Source organism: Mycolicibacterium arcueilense, from assembly GCF_058536225.1.
Genome location: NZ_JBZTYL010000007.1, coordinates 1,997,753 through 2,011,371 on the forward strand (window position 1 = coordinate 1,997,753; position 13,619 = coordinate 2,011,371).

Consider the following 13,619-nt stretch of genomic DNA (forward strand, 5'->3'; position numbering starts at 1 on the left):
AATGGCACACTTCGTGGTCCTTCAGGTCGGATTCATAGCTAGTTCCTAGCTTCGGCACCGTGAGACACCGGGTCGGCAGTGCCCACGACAGTGGCATTGATCGGGGTGTCGGTCGGTGTGCCACCGGGAGTGGCCACAGGGTGATTGTCAAGGCGTTGAACCGATTCCGGCCATCTGTCCCGTTTGCGCCATATTGACGCACCGGCATGGTTTACTCTTCGGGATCGGTTGCGCTCATCGAAGGGCGCCGCACGTTTGCGGGAGCTTCGTGCAGGGTCCGGCCTGGGATGCCACCGCATCCGGGGCTCGGTCGTTCGCATCCGATCTGCAAATGCATGTTTGAGCACCCGCAGGGTGCCGGCACGGAAGACAGTCGGAGGAACTCGCGATTTTCAGGATCCTGAAGCGGCTGTGGATTCCGCTGGTGCTGGTGGTGGTGGGAGTCGCAGGCGGATTTACCGTGTCGCGATTGCACGGCGTCTTCGGCAGCCAGAGCCGCCCTGCCTACACCAGCGCCGAGCGTGAGGAGAAGCGGCCCCACGACCCCAAGCACCTGGTTTACGAGGTGTTCGGCCCCCCGGGGACGCTGGCGACCATCAGTTATTTCGATGCCGATGCCGAACCGAAACTCGTCAGGGATGCGCCGCTGCCATGGTCGATGGACTTCCCGATCTCGGATGCGACGGCGATGGGAAACATCTCCGCTCAAGGCAATACTGACTCGATCGGATGCCGCATCCTCGTCGGAGACGAGGTGAAGGACGAGAAGGTCCGGACTGGCGTGAGTGCCTTCACCTTCTGTCAGCTGAAGGCCGCATGAGCACGGACAGTGAGCCGATCACGGAGCCGTTGCCCATAGCGAGGCGCCGCCCGTTCATCGCACGCATGGTCCGCGTGCTTTCGGTGCCGATCATCCTGGGATGGTTGGCGATCACCGTCATCTTGAGCGTCGCCGTTCCGTCGCTCGAGCAGGTGGAGAAAGAGCATCCGGTAGCGATGGATCCCATCGCGGCACCGTCGTTCGAGGCGATGCAGCGCATGGGGCAACTGTTCGGCGAAGCCGGTTCGGGCGCGGTCGCGATGATCGTCCTGGAGGGCGAGCAACCCCTCGGCGACGCTGCACACAGCTATTACGACGAGATCGTCCGTCAGTTGAAGGCCGACACCACGCATGTCGTGCACGTCCAGGATTTCTGGGGCGACCCGATGACCCAGGGCGCCGCGCAGAGTGTCGACGGCAAGGCCACCTACGTACAGGTGACGCTCACCAGCAACGCGGACATCTCGGCGGTCAAGTCCGTTGAGGCGATGCGGGCGATCGTGGACCGGATTCCGCCGCCGCAGGGAATCAAGACCTATGTCACGGGGCCGGCGGCATTCGCCGCGGATCTGGGACCGGCCGGCAACCGCACGGTGGGGCTGGTCACCTCGTTGAGCCTCACGGTCATCTTCGTGATGCTGCTGCTCGTCTATCGGTCGATCATCTCCGTGATTCTCATGCTGGTGGTTGTCGGCGTCGAATTGACGGTGGCCCGAGGGGTAGTGGCGTTTCTCGGCAGTATCGGCGTCATCGGTATCACGACGTTCGTCGTCAATCTGCTGGTAGCGCTCGCGATCGCGGCGGGAACCGACTACGGCATCTTCTTCACGGGGCGCTACCAGGAGGCGCGCCAGGCCGGCGAGGACAAAGAGTCGGCGTTCTATACGACGTTCAGCAGCGTCGCGAAGGTGGTCGTGGGTTCCGGCATGACGATCGCCGGGGCGATTCTCTGTCTGCACTTCACCCGCTTGCCGGTGTATCAAACCCTCGGCATCCCGACCGCCGTGGGCATGGCAGCCGCAGTCTTGGTGGCCGTCACACTCGTTCCCGCAGTCATCGCCGTGGGTAGCCGCTTCGGGCTGTTCGAACCCAAGCGGAAGCTCACCACCCGCCGGTGGCGGAAGGTGGGCACGGCGGTGGTTCGTTGGCCCGGGCCCATTCTCGTCGCGACGTGCGCGGTCTCGCTCATCGGACTGCTGGCGCTTCCCGCGTACAAGCCGAGCTACAACGACCAGAACTACATCCCGAAGGACATCCCCGCGAATGTGGGATATGCGGCGGCGACGCGGCACTTTCCCCAGTCATTGATGATGGCGCCCGACATTCTGTTGATCGAGGCCGACCACGACATGCGGAATCCGATCGACTTCCTGACCCTGAACAAGCTGGCCAAGGGCGTGCAGTCGGTACCGGGAGTTTCCATGGTCCAGGCGCCGACCCGTCCCGCCGGCGAGCCGCTCAAACACTCGACGATTCCGTTCATGCTCAGCATGAGCAATGCGTCTCAGACCCATTTGATGCCGTTCCAGAAGGATCGAATGGAAGACCTGCTGGTGCAGGCCGACGACATGACCAAGACGATCGCCATCGTCAAGCGCATGCAAGCACTGACCGAAGAGATGGTCAGCACCACGCATCAAATGGTCGCCGACACCCACGAGCTGCAAACGGTGACCAATCAACTGCGCGATCACGTTGCGAACTTCGACGATTTCTTCCGACCGATCCGGAACTACTTCTACTGGGAACCGCACTGCTACACGATTCCGATCTGTTCGTCGATCAGAGGGGTTTTCGACACGCTCGACGGAATTGACCAAATCACCGTCAAGATGGTCAGCCTGGTCAACAACCTCGATCAACTCGACGCAATTCTGCCGCAATTGGCCGCGCAGTTTCCGGTGATGATCTCGACCATGGAATCCACCCGAACGATGATGCTGACGATGCACAGCACCATGTCCGGGATCATGGATCAAATGGCGACGTCGAACGACAACGCCACCGCGATGGGCAAGGCATTCGACGCCGCCCAGAACGACGACTCGTTCTATCTGCCTCCGGAAGTCTTCGAGAACAAGGACTTCCAGCGCGTCATGGACATCTTCCTGTCACCGGACGGGAAAGCGGCCCGCATGCTCATCACCCAGCGAGGCGACCCGGCAACGACCGAGGGCATGTCGCTGGTCGACCCGATCGAAACCGCGGCCGAAGAAGCGCTCAAGGGCACCCCGCTACAAAATGCCTCGATCTATCTCACGGGCACCGCAGCTTCTGTGAAAGACCTGGTCGAAGCGTCCAAATACGATCTTCTGATTGCGGCTGTCGCCGCACTCTGCCTCATTTTCGGCATCATGCTGGTCGTGACGCGAAGCTTCATCGCGGCACTGGTCATCGTTGGCACGGTGGCGCTTTCACTGGGCGCGGCCTTCGGACTTTCCGTGCTCATCTGGCAGCACATCCTCGGTATGCCCTTGAACTGGGTTGTGCTGGCGATGTCCGTGATCGTTCTGTTGGCGGTGGGTTCCGATTACAACCTGCTGCTGGTGTCCCGGATGAAAGAGGAGATCGGCGCCGGGATCAACACCGGCATCATCCGGGCCATGGGCGGCAGCGGCAAGGTGGTGACTGCCGCCGGACTGGTGTTCGCGTTCACCATGTTGGTGATGGTCGTCAGTGACCTGGTCACCATCGGGCAGTTGGGTGCGACCATCGGCGTCGGCCTGTTGTTCGACACCTTGGTGGTACGCGCATTCATGACGCCGGCTATCGCCGCGCTGCTGGGGCGGTGGTTCTGGTGGCCGCAGCGGGTGCATCCACGGCCGCTCAGTGCAACGGGGCGTCCCTCCGGTCGCGGCCAGCTCGTGCGGTCGATCCTGCAGAGAGAAGAGCGCTGACAGCCATGAATGCGTCTTCCTTCTGTGCGGTGAAGGCCGCATGAGCAGTCGGGACACCAGCGACCGGCCGCCGTTGATCGCTCGGGTGATTTATCGACTGTCGGTGCCGATCATTCTCGGCTGGCTGGCGATCATCGCCGTCGTCACCTTCGCAGTTCCGTCATTGGAACAAGTCGGACGGGAAAGCTCTGTATCGCTGGTTCCCAAGGATGCGCCGTCGTTTCAGGCGATGCAGCGCATGGGGCAGGTGTTCGGCGAATCCGATTCCGACAGCGTGGCGATGATCGTTCTGGAGGGTGACAAACCCCTCGGCGAGGACGCGCACCGCTATTACGACGACTTGGTTCGTCAGCTGCGAGCCGATACGAAACATGTGCAGCACGTTCAGGACTACTGGGGGGACTCACTCACCGCGTCGGGCGTCGAGAGCGCCGATGACCTGAGTGTCTACGTCCAGCTGAATCTCGCTGGTAACCAGGGGCAGGCCCTGGCCAACGAATCTGTGGAAGCGGTCCGGGACATCGTCGCGGGGACGGTCCCGCCGCCCGGGGTGAAGGCCTACGTCACGGGTCCTTCCCCGTTGATCACCGACATGAACCATGCCGGCGATACGTCGATCATGAAGATCACGCTGGTGACGCTGGTGGTGATCTGCACGATGCTCCTTTTCGTGTATCGCTCGGTGATCACCGTCGTTCTCCTACTGGCCATGGTCGGAATCCAGGTGCAGGCGGCCCGGGGAGTCGTCGCATTCCTCGGCGATCACCAGGTTCTCGGGCTGTCTACATTCGCGGTGAATCTCCTGGTATCGCTCGGAATCGCGGTCGGCACCGATTACGGAATCTTCTTCATCGGGCGATATCACGAGGCGCGCCAAGCCGGAGAAGACCGAGAAACCGCGTTCTACACCACCTATCGCAGTGTGGCCAAGGTGGTGGTGGCCTCCGGTTTGACGATCGCCGGAGCCATCTACTGTCTGAGCTTCACCCGGTTGCCGTACTTCGAGACGATGGGCATTCCTTCCGCAATAGGCATGGCGGTTGCCGTCGCGGTGGCCGTCACGCTGGTTCCGTCCGTGATCGCCGTCGGCGGCCGGTTCGGGCTGTTCGAACCGAAGCGGAAGCTCATGGTCCGCCGGTGGCGGGGGGTCGGCACGGCGGTGGTCCGATGGCCGGTGCCGATTCTTGCCGGGGCGTGCGCGGTGGCGTTCGTCGGACTGCTGGCCCTGCCCGGATATCAGACCAGCTACGACGACCGGTTGTATGTGCCCCAGGACATCCCGGCCAATGTCGGATATGCGGCCGCCGAGCGTCATTTCCCCGAGTCTCGGATGACGCCCGACATCCTGATGCTCGAAGCCGACCACGATATGCGCAACCCGACAGATTTCTTGGTTCTGCACAAGCTGGCCAAGAAGATCTTCGCGGTTCCCGGGATCGCCACGGTGCAGAGCATCACCCGGCCTGAGGGCAGCCCGATCGAGCGCACGTCGATACCGTTTCAGATCAGCCTGCAGAGCGCCGGCCTCCGACAGATCGTGCCGTTCGCGAAAGATCGCATGAATGGCATGTTGAAGCAGGCGGACGACATGCAGAGAATGATCACGCAGATGGAGGGCACTCACAATCTGATGAAGTTGATCGGCTCGATCACCCACAACACGGTCGAGGTGACCGGGGAGACTGCCGAACTTACTGATGATCTGATGGCCACCGTTTCAAATTTCGACGACTTCTTCCGGCCGATTCGCAATTACCTGTATTGGGAAGGCCACTGCTACGACATTCCCATTTGCTTCGCGATCCGATCGGTGTTCGACGCGCTGGACAGCACCGACCAGCTCAGCCTTCAGATGCACAAACTTCTCGACAACTTGGTGAAAGTCGACGGGTTGCAGGCACAGCTCGTCACTCAGTTGCCGCCGATGATCGAGATCATGAAGTCAATGCGGGCCATGATGCTGACAATGCACAGCACCATGTCCGGAATGATCGCCATCATGGATGAAACGACGTCGAACGCCAGCGCGATGGGCAAGATCTACGACGGCGCCCAGAACGACGACTCGTTTTATCTGCCTCCGGAAGTGTTCGAGAACAAGGACTTCCAACGGGCGATGAGCCTGTTCTTCTCGCCCGACGGGAAGGCCGTCCGACTGATCCTCACGCACCGGGGTGATCCCGGAACTCCCGAGGGCATCTCGCGGGTTGATGCTGTGCGGACGGCAGCCGAAGAGGCGATCAAGGTGACGCCGCTGCAGAACGCTTCCATACACCTCGCCGGAACCGCTGCGACGTACAAGGATCTGCGCGACGGGTCGAAATTCGACCTCTTGATCGCGGGTGTCGCGGCGCTCTGCCTGATCTTCGGCATCATGCTGGTCGTGACGCGGAGTTTCGTCGCCGCTCTGGTCATCGTCGGCACGGTGGCGCTTTCGCTCGGTGCGGCGTTCGGGCTTTCGGTGCTCGTCTGGCAGCACATCCTCGGCATCGAGCTGCACTGGCTCGTCTTGGCAATGTCGGTGATCGTCCTGTTGGCGGTGGGCTCCGACTACAACCTGCTGTTGGTATCGCGGATGAAAGAAGAGGTCAGCGCCGGGATCAATACGGGCATCATCCGAGCCATGGGCGGCACCGGCAAGGTGGTGACGACCGCGGGTCTGGTGTTCGCGTTCACGATGTTGTCGATGGTGGTCAGCGATCTGCGCATCATCGGTCAGGTGGGTTCGACCATCGGTTTGGGTCTGTTGTTCGACACCCTGGTGGTACGTGCATTCATGACTCCGGCGATCGCCGCGCTGCTCGGGCGGTGGTTCTGGTGGCCGCTGCGGGTCCGTCAGCGGCCCTCGAGTGCCGTTCTGGGCCCGGTCAGGGTGCCCGCTGACCCACTGGTCAAGCAGGAGGCCTGATTTCGCGCTGTGATGGAGCTGAACAAAGCATGGGTGAGATCCGCCCAGGCCGATTACAGTCGGAATGGTCGGGAGCAATGGTAGGGAGGAAGTTTGAATATGTTCCGTCTGTCGTTGACCAGACTTGCAGTCGGGCTCGGCGGCCTGGCTTTGTCGTTGACCGCCGGGGCCGGGATCGCGTCCGCGGGGCCGAATCTGGATTCGGCCATCAACACGACGTGCACATACCCGCAGTTGGTGTCGGCGCTCGATGCGCAGGATCCGCAAGTCCGGATGGCATTCGATCAATCTCCGATCCTGCAGCGTGGCTTGCGTGAGTTCATCGCTGACGCACCGGCCAAACGGGCAAAGACTGCGCAAGATGTGGCGAATGCTCCGATGTTCCAGCCGTACCTCGGCACCATCGAACAAGCCTTCAACACCTGCAACAACTTCTGATCTGAAGTCGGCGCCGCCGTGGTCGATTCGCTCGTCCTCGGCGGGCCGGCGGGGCCCACTGTCGGTGCCCTCGGCGAGATCGGTGACCGAAAGCCAACAGATTGTGCGGCCTATAGCAATTCGCCACGATAGCAACGCATTTCCGAATACTCTGCCGTCATGAGTCAGAGCCGATACACCGCTGCGCAACGCGTCGCAGGATCTCCTTCCATCTGCTCCGCGCGTGAGCTGCCCGCAACGCCGTTCGAGGAGTCGTGCTCGTGACCCCCGCCAGTGACAGCGGTTCGACGGCTCGGCCGGTCGCATTGTTCGTGTTGGGTGTGCCTCGATCCGGAACCTCTGCGGTCACCCGGGTCCTCTCGCTCTGCGGTGCCACGCTCCCGGCGGGGCTGTCGGGCGCAGACCCGCGCAACCCGCGTGGCTACTGGGAGCCGCGCGCTTCGCTCCATCTCAACAACACGATCTTGCGCCGCTACGGCAGCGCCGTGTTCGACCCGTCACTACGCCTGCAGGAGGACGGGGGGTTCGATGCAGACCAGAAGGCTTTCTGTATCAACAAGATCGGACAGTTTCTCGCCACCCTGCCGGCAGCGCCTGTCGTACTCATCAAAGACCTGCAGATAACGCTGCTGTCCAGTTTGTGGTTCGAAGCGGCACGGCAGGCCGGCTTCGATATCGCTGTCGTGAACATGGTGCGTCCTCCGCAGGAGGTCATCGCGTCAGGTGCCGCGGACTTCCTGACATCACCGGAGCTCGGCAGTGCACTGTGGCTGAAGTTCAACTTGTTGGCCGAAAGAGATACCCGTGAGCTGCCGCGCGTGTTCGTCGAGTACGCCAATCTGCTCGAGGATTGGCGTCGGGAAGTCAAACGGATCTCATTGGCCCTCGGCATCGATCTGGACAACCGGGATGAGGACGCCATCGAGGAGTTCCTCACCCCGGATCTCCACCGCCAGCGGCATACCGGCCCGGTGACGGAAACTTTCGGGACAGACTGGATTTCTTCGGTTTACGACGCGTTGAGCGCGGCTGCACGCGACGAACCTGTAGACCAGGTCGAGCTGGATCGCGTGTATACGGCGTACCGGGCGAGCGAACAGGGTTTCCGGTCGGTGTTCGAGAACTCCGTCCGGTTGAACAAGCTCAACCGATTCATCCGGCCGTCGATCCTTAAGTTTCGCTACGAGGCCGTTGCACTGGCCAACCGGCGTCGTGGGACGTGGGCCTGACCCGTCTGCAACCGGGGACCGCTGCAGTTACGCAGCGCACTGCCGATGATGAAAGAGGCTAGTTAGTGTCGGGACGAACAAGTCGTGCACGGGAGTCATTGAGACCGCGCCCCGTATCCGAAGAACGTGTGCAACTGGATAATCGGCTCGCGTTGGCCGACGAGGCGTCGTTGGCGGAGCATCGCGCTGCCGGCATGAAGGTGGTCATCCAGGTCACCTGGCTGTACGACCGCGCCGTCGATCTCGATGGGCTGCGGCGTTTTCACCATCATCTCGGCCAGGGTTTGTTGGGGCGTCGCATCGAGCGTCCCGCGCTGCCGGTCGCCCGGCACCGATGGGTTGTGGACCGGGGACCGTCAGATGTCGACATCGCTGAGTCGACCCGTCCGCGTGCCGATTTCAGTTCCTGGGTCGACGAGCGGTCGCAGCTTCCGGTCGATGCGGAATCGGGTCCGGGCTGGCACATCGGTGTCGTACGCCTCGACGACGGCTCGACCGCGGTCAGCCTGGTGCTCTCGCACAACCTGATCGACGGGCTCGGACTTGCGCTCGTGATAGTCGAAGGGACACTGGGCAAGACGCGCGATCTCGGCTACCCACCGCCACGGTCGCGTACTCGAATGCGCGCTCTGGTGCAAGATGCCCGACAAACCGCGCGGGACGTACCCAAGGCGGCCCGAGCCCTCGTCACGGCGGTGAAATCCGCCAGAGAGCAGGCTCGCACCAAGGAGAAGGACAACACGTCATCGGCACCGCAGTCTGCCCGGGCGGCCAAGGCAGTCGGCACCGATGAGATCGTGCTCGTGCCGGCTCTGACGGTCTACGTCGACCTCGGTGAGTGGGACGCGCGCGCGGAAGCCCTCGGCGGAGCGAGTCACACGCTGGCCGCGGCCTTTGCCGCGAAGTTCGGCGAGCACATCGGCCGCACTCGCGACAAGGACGGCGCTGTCACCCTCCAGATCCCGATCAGCGACCGCACAGAGGACGACACTCGTGCGATGGCGCTGTCGTATGCGCGCGTCACGATCGACCCGGCACCTGTCGGCACGGATCTGCGCGAGGTCCGTGCCGCCATCAAACAGACGCTGGCGACCTTGAAGGAGACCTCAGAGGAGACCAAGCAGCTCCTGTGGCTGCCGTCGTTCATGCCGAAGCGGATGCTGAAACAGATGGTCGCCAGAGTGCCCGCGGACCCGGACCAAGCGGTGTTCTGTTCTTACCTGGGCGATCTCAGCTCGTTCATCAGCGAGGCCGACGGCACCGTGGCCGAGTTCGCCAATGCGCGGACCACCGGGCAACAAGAATCGCGACAGCTCCTCGAGCGGACCGGCGGCCGATTGGTCATCCTCTCTGGACGCCTGAGTGGCAAGATCTTCATCAGCGTCGGGGCCTACCAACCCGGCGCGGAGAACACGACATTCGCCCTGCGGGAACTGGCAGAACGCACGCTGGCTGATTTTGATCTTGTCGGCGAGATCCACTGACGTACCAGCTGTGCGGTAGGTAGCCTAGACCGTTCAATCCCGAAGATCATCTGCCACACCATTGTTCGCCAACAGGTCCCAACTGGAGAGTTCATGTCGAGAGACGCGCGATGAAGCTCGTGCTGGCAAGCTACGGCACTCGCGGCGATGTGGAGCCCTGCGTCGCGGTCGGTTGTGAGCTGCAGCGCCGCGGGCATGACGTGCGTTTGGCCGTCCCGCCCGACCTGGTTGCCTTCTCCGAGGCCGCCGGGCTTGAGACGGTCCCTTACGGTCCGGACACGGCGGTATGGGCGGACGCGCACCGCGACTTCTGGGTCCGTTTCTTCGGCAACTTCTGGAAGATCCCAGAACTGATGAAACTGATGCGCGAGATGCGCGAGATCGGGGAGTCCGTCGTCCGGTTCTGGGAGGACATCACGACGACGCTGACGTCGCTGGCCGACGGGGCGGATCTACTCATCACATTCCTGAATTTCGAACCCCCAGCGGTCAACGTCGCTGAGTACTACGGCATCCCGATGGCCACGGTGCACGTCTCGCCGGTTCGGCCCAATGGTCGGATGTTGTCATTCCTGCCACCCTCATTGGGACGTTCCGCTCTGAAGGTGTACCAGTGGGCGAATTGGCGCGGGGTGAAGAAGTTCGACGACGCGCAGCGTCGTCAACTGGGTCTGCCGAAGGCCACGGGGTCCTCGCCGCGACGGATCACCGAACGCGGATCACTGGAGATACAGGCCTACGACGAGGTTTGTTTTCCCGGTCTGGCTGCCGAGTGGGCGCAATGGACTGACCAAAGGCCTTTTGTCGGTGCACTGACGATGGAGCTGACCACAGACGGCGATGACGAGATCGCTGCCTGGGTTGCCGCGGGAACACCGCCCATTTTCTTCAGCTTTGGCAGTACACCGGTCAAGTCTCCCGCCGACACGTTGACGATGATCGAGAAGGCCTGCGCGGAGCTTGGGGAGCGGGCGTTGGTGTGCGCCGGTTCGAGTGACTTCAGCCAGGTCCCCGATTCCGACCAGGTCAAAGTCGTGGACACGATGAACTTCGCGGCTGTGTTTCCAGCGTGCCGCGCATTGGTGCACCACGGCGGTATGGGCACGATGTCCGCGGGCCTGCGCGCCGGGGTACCTATGCTCGTCTACTGGACGGCGCTCGACCAGGCACTGTGGGCATCTCGCGTCGAACAGCTGAAAGTTGGTTTCGGACGGCGCATCTCGGCGGCCAGCAGTGAGCGGCTCGCCTCAGACCTACGCACGATTCTCGACCCCCAGTACGTTGCCCGCGCGCGAGAGATCGCTACCCAGATGACCACCCCGGACGACAGCGTCGCCGACACCGCGGATCACCTGGAACGGTTCGTCCGGTCAGGACGTTCTGAATGAGGTGATCATCCGAGCTTGCCGCTCAGATGATGCCCAATCCCCTTACCACCTGCAGCAATCCAATCATCACGAAGATGCCTATCATCACCTGGCGACGGTTGGCCAGCGCCCAGTCGTGGACTGGCTGAAGGACAGCTTGGGTTCGTGCCGGAGCGATCAGATGGCTGATGACGGCGACCTCGAAGACGGTGAACATCGCGACGACAAACAGGATGACGGCGATGATCTGCGTGCCCGTCGACGCCCCGGAGGACACGACGGTGGTCGCCACAAAAAGGACCAGCGGAAACCCAGGGATGAATCCCAAACCGCACACCAACGCGACCCACAGAGCGCCGCTGTCCCAGGCTCGTTGAAGTCGGCGGAACAGGCGGCGAATTGCGGAGTCGCCGCCTTCCGTCGCTTCCCCCACGCCGGCGAACGGCGACGAGATCTGGCCCGTCCCCTCGGATTCCGGCACCTCGCTCGGGGCGTTGCCGGCAGGCGTCGGCACCTGTGCTCGCTGACGTACCCAGTAACGAACTGCGATCAGCAGTGCGACCGATAACACCAGCACACCCATACCGAGTTGGATGTGTCGGGCCGCGGCGCTGGCGGCCGGTGTCTGGGGACTGAACATCGGCGCCCGGTGCAGCAATACCACCGGCACCAACAGCGCGGGAATATTCGTTGTGAGGCAGCCGATCCAGCACACGAGCAGGTTCTGTACCGGCCGTGGACGCGAGATCACGAGAAGGATGAGGGCGAGAAGCGCGGGATTGAACGCCATCAGAATCGCCATCCCGAGTAATGAGCCCCACACGGCGGGGAACATTACCTGCTAGTTAATTATTTTTTGGGCCTTTGGCAACCTGTTCGATCTTGGCCCTACGTGACCCTGGTCCGTTCCGTCCGGCGTTCCGACAGAAGTCGCGCTCTGGTACGGGCCGACGGCGCCGACGGACTGCGGTTGCGTGAGGGCGTCGGTCGAATCTTCCGTATTCTCTTCCGGATTCAGCTGCTCCGTTTTGGAACAGAACTGACAGGGGATGGGGATAATGACCGATGTCTTCGGGCAGCTCACAGGCTCGACAACTGAAAGGCTAGAGGCTCCGCGATGAAATTTGTGCTGGCTTTCTATGGGACGCGTGGTGACGTAGAGCCTGGAGTTGCGGTCGGTCGTGAACTGGTGCGGCGCGGCCACGAAGTGCGCATGGCCGTCTCGCCCGATCTGGTCGAGTTCGTGACAGCGGCTGGACCGGAGGCCATCGCCTGCGGGCCGGACGTACGGGTGTGGCAGGACCTGAACCGGGACTTCTGGGCGCGCTTCTTGCGCAAGTTCTGGAGGAACTTCTGGCGGGTCCGGGATCTGGCCGGTTTGCTGCGCGAGGAATGGCACCTGTTCGACCAGTACTGGCAAGACGTCAGTAAGACGCTGACGTCTTTGGTGGACGGGGCGGACGTGCTCTTCACCGGGGTGATCGGGGAGGAGGCTGCAGGCAACGTCGCCGAGGGTTGCGGGATTCCGTTGGCCATGCTGCATGTGTTCCCGATGCGGCCCAACGGGCAGCTCGTCCCGGGGCTACCGGCGCCGTTGGCTCGCGCAATGATGAAGGCGTCGGAGTGGCTGAGCTGGCCCATGATGAAAAGGCTGGAGGATCCCCAGCGCCGCGAACTTGGCTTGCCCAAGGCAACTGGTCCCTCGGCGTGGAGGGTGGCCGCGCGCGGCTCGCTGGAGCTTCAGGCCTACGACGAGATCTACTTTCCCGGGCTGGCGCAGGAATGGGCGGAATGGGATGGGCAGCGGCCCTTCGTCGGTGCGTTGACGATGGAGTTGCCGACCGACACCGATGACGAGGTCGCTGCCTGGATCGCCGCGGGGGCACCGCCGATCTGCTTCGGTTTCGGCAGCATGCCGGTGGACTCCGGCGCCGAGACGCTGGCAATGATCAGTGCCGCCTGCGAGGAGTTGGGCGAGCGGGCATTGGTGTGCGCCGGCGCGAGTGACTTCAGCGACGTGCCCCATTCCGATCACGTCAAGGTGGTCAGCACCATGAACTATGCGGCTGCCTTTCCGGTGTGCCGTGCGGTCGTGCACCACGGCGGCGCGGGTACCACCGCCGCGGGATTGCGTGCCGGGGCTCCCACCTTGATCCTTTCGACGGACCTGGATCAGACGCTGTGGGGCGCCCGGATCAAGCGACTGAAAGTGGGTACCACTCGGCGCCTTTCGGCCACGACCCAGAAGACGTTGGTCGCGGATCTGCGTACCGTCCTCGAGCCGGAGTATTCGGCTCGCGCCCGCGAGGTCGCCACTCGCATGACCAAACCCGCCGAAAGTGTGGCGACCACCGCCGACCTGTTGGAAAAGCTCGGTCGCCTCAAGCGTGCCGGCTGATCAGCCTGACGGGGGACAGCGGCGTCGCCACGGTGAAAGCCTTTTTGTCGCGCCGCAATCGCGGTGACTTTACGACTT

General features: G+C 62.7%; 9 protein-coding genes. 8 read left to right on the forward strand and 1 reads right to left on the reverse strand.

Going from position 1 to position 13,619, the window contains the following annotated elements; genetic code table 11:
* Window positions 1–409 precede the first annotated feature (409 nt).
* The 7 genes from AC4LGL_RS13930 to AC4LGL_RS13960 all read left to right on the forward strand — a co-directional run bounded on the left by AC4LGL_RS13930 (window position 410) and on the right by AC4LGL_RS13960 (window position 11,164).
* The gene (locus tag AC4LGL_RS13930) at window positions 410–820 is read left to right on the forward strand and encodes an MmpS family transport accessory protein (protein WP_491839367.1); all 411 of its coding nucleotides are present in this window, start codon (window positions 410–412) and stop codon (window positions 818–820) included.
* Window positions 817–3,717: an MMPL/RND family transporter gene (locus AC4LGL_RS13935; RefSeq protein WP_491839194.1), complete on the forward strand. Its 2,901-nt coding sequence runs from the start codon at window positions 817–819 to the stop codon at window positions 3,715–3,717. Before AC4LGL_RS13930 ends, AC4LGL_RS13935 begins: the two co-directional genes overlap by 4 nt.
* Before the next feature lie 40 nt (window positions 3,718–3,757).
* Entirely contained in the window at window positions 3,758–6,625 is a 2,868-nt protein-coding gene (locus tag AC4LGL_RS13940) for an MMPL/RND family transporter (RefSeq protein WP_491839195.1), read from the forward strand.
* A 99-nt stretch (window positions 6,626–6,724) separates the two neighbouring features.
* Window positions 6,725–7,063 carry a hemophore-related protein gene (locus AC4LGL_RS13945; protein WP_064887245.1) on the forward strand — a complete coding sequence of 113 codons (339 nt, stop codon included), beginning with the start codon at window positions 6,725–6,727 and terminating at the stop codon, window positions 7,061–7,063.
* Between the two features lie 260 nt (window positions 7,064–7,323).
* Complete coding sequence (locus AC4LGL_RS13950; protein WP_491839196.1) at window positions 7,324–8,292, forward strand: sulfotransferase family protein; 969 nt, start codon at window positions 7,324–7,326, stop codon at window positions 8,290–8,292.
* Between the two features lie 65 nt (window positions 8,293–8,357).
* Window positions 8,358–9,776, forward strand: a complete 1,419-nt coding sequence (locus AC4LGL_RS13955) for a hypothetical protein (protein ID WP_491839197.1) — start codon at window positions 8,358–8,360, stop codon at window positions 9,774–9,776.
* A gap of 110 nt (window positions 9,777–9,886) precedes the next feature.
* The gene (locus tag AC4LGL_RS13960; protein ID WP_491839198.1) at window positions 9,887–11,164 is read left to right on the forward strand and encodes a glycosyltransferase; all 1,278 of its coding nucleotides are present in this window, start codon (window positions 9,887–9,889) and stop codon (window positions 11,162–11,164) included.
* Between the two features lie 22 nt (window positions 11,165–11,186).
* On the opposite strand, the gene AC4LGL_RS13965 is transcribed toward AC4LGL_RS13960, so the two are convergent.
* Window positions 11,187–11,945 carry a GAP family protein gene (locus tag AC4LGL_RS13965; RefSeq protein ID WP_491839199.1) on the reverse strand — a complete coding sequence of 253 codons (759 nt, stop codon included), beginning with the start codon at window positions 11,943–11,945 and terminating at the stop codon, window positions 11,187–11,189.
* Between the two features lie 315 nt (window positions 11,946–12,260).
* Here AC4LGL_RS13965 and AC4LGL_RS13970 point away from each other — a divergent pair, with 315 nt between their 5' ends.
* Window positions 12,261–13,541: a glycosyltransferase gene (locus AC4LGL_RS13970; protein WP_491839200.1), complete on the forward strand. Its 1,281-nt coding sequence runs from the start codon at window positions 12,261–12,263 to the stop codon at window positions 13,539–13,541.
* Window positions 13,542–13,619 lie beyond the last annotated feature (78 nt).

Coding starts and splice junctions, on each gene's coding strand:
- AC4LGL_RS13960 (WP_491839198.1), top strand. CDS start 9,887: ATGAAGCTCGTGCTGGCAAGCTACGGCACTCGCGGCGATGTGGAGCCC.
- AC4LGL_RS13940 (WP_491839195.1), top strand. CDS start 3,758: ATGAGCAGTCGGGACACCAGCGACCGGCCGCCGTTGATCGCTCGGGTG.
- AC4LGL_RS13945 (WP_064887245.1), top strand. CDS start 6,725: ATGTTCCGTCTGTCGTTGACCAGACTTGCAGTCGGGCTCGGCGGCCTG.
- AC4LGL_RS13935 (WP_491839194.1), top strand. CDS start 817: ATGAGCACGGACAGTGAGCCGATCACGGAGCCGTTGCCCATAGCGAGG.
- AC4LGL_RS13970 (WP_491839200.1), top strand. CDS start 12,261: ATGAAATTTGTGCTGGCTTTCTATGGGACGCGTGGTGACGTAGAGCCT.
- AC4LGL_RS13965 (WP_491839199.1), bottom strand. CDS start 11,945: ATGGCGATTCTGATGGCGTTCAATCCCGCGCTTCTCGCCCTCATCCTT.